Source organism: Bacillus sp. MMSF_3353 (assembly GCF_030733445.1).
Classification (GTDB): Bacteria; Bacillota; Bacilli; order Bacillales; family Bacillaceae_G; genus Bacillus_A; species Bacillus_A wiedmannii.
The window spans coordinates 1-1,526 of the sequence record NZ_JASHJA010000091.1 but is presented as its reverse complement, the minus strand read 5'-3'; the positions used below and the strand labels follow the sequence as shown (position 1 = coordinate 1,526).

1 protein-coding gene is annotated in these 1,526 nt (G+C 32.6%); it reads left to right on the top strand.

Annotated features, from left to right (window positions below):
• The coding region (locus tag RBB48_RS31590; RefSeq protein WP_306008861.1) for a sensor histidine kinase at positions 1-1,457 on the top strand (1,457 nt) is incomplete at its 5' end.
• Positions 1,458-1,526: the final 69 nt, after the last annotated feature.

Sequence of the window (1,526 nt, the reverse complement as noted above, 5' to 3'; positions counted from 1 at the left end):
CTACATCCCTCATTTTGTTAGCCTTTGCAACCTTAATTTATGTAACTTTATACTTCTTTCTCCCTAAATTTTATGAGAAATACAAAACAGATCAGCTTCAAACGGGAATCCAAGAAATAATTGATAAATCTAAAGATCTTACGCTTCAAAATGCAACACCACTTGTTGATGAATACGCACAAAAAAATAATGCAGTGATATATCTTCAAGATAATGAGGGAAGAATTATTTATTATCCTTTTCTTCAAAGTACTTTTCAGGGGAGTACTATTCAAGAGGGCGCTATTCAAGAGGGTACTGTTCGGGGGAGTCCTGTTCAGGGGGGGACTCCGGCAAAAGGTTTTGTTACAACAGTACCAATAAAGGGTTTGGCTCAATCTCGCAATTCATATGAGGCTACCAAGCCAATACAATTCCAAGATGTTAACTTAACGCTTGTGGTGTTCGCAACATTTCAACCAATCGATGAAGCTTCACAGGTCTTGGTACGTTTTCTACCCTATATTAGTATCATTGTACTGGTTATTGGTTTAGGAAGTGCTTATCTCTATTCAAGGTTTATTACTAAACCACTTATTTATATTAATAAAGGTGCACAAAAGATGGCAAACTTGGATTTCTCCGAAAAAATTGAGGTTCGTTCTATGGATGAATTAGGGGAATTGTCCAATAGTTTGAATGATATGTCCATAAATTTACAACAGGCAATTTTTGATTTACAAAAAGCGAATCAGCAATTAAAAAGTGATATTGAAAAAGAAAGAGAAATAGAAACAAAGCGAAGGGAATTCTTTGCTATTGTAGCACATGAATTAAAAACCCCTCTTACTGTTATGAAAGGATACCTAGAAGGGATGATATATAATATCGGCCCTTATCAAAATCGTGACCAGTATTTAAAGAGAAATTATCAGATAATTGAAAGTCTGGAACAACTGGTTCGCGAAATTTTAAGCATGTCAAAATTAGAACAACATACCTTTAAACTTCAAGTGGAAGAAGTAAATCTTTCGAAATCAATAGATACAATCACAAAAAAACTCGAATTTTTTGCTTCTCAAAAAAGCATTCAAATAATAAAGGAAGTCCATTCTGACATTTTTGTTTATACGGATTATGTTCTTTTAGAAAAAGCTTGTAAAAACATCATTCATAATGCGATTATGTATTCACCGTATAACGAAAAAGTCTATATAAAGTTAACAAAGGATTCTAAACAAAACAACATCCAAATGCGAGTTATCAATACAGGTGTCCAAATAAAAGAAGAAGATATACAACATATTTTCAAACCATTTTATCGAATCGAAAAGTCAAGAAATCGAAATACAGGAGGGAGTGGCTTAGGGTTATATATTGTAAAACAAATTTTTGAATCCCTTTTTATCACGTATTCTATAAATAATACCAAACAAGGCGTAGAATTTTTAGTTACCATTCCATTATCTGGCAAATAAACAACAAAAGAGTCTCAATCTCATTTCATCCTATAAAAATGAGATTGAGATTTTTCATATTATGTTGGG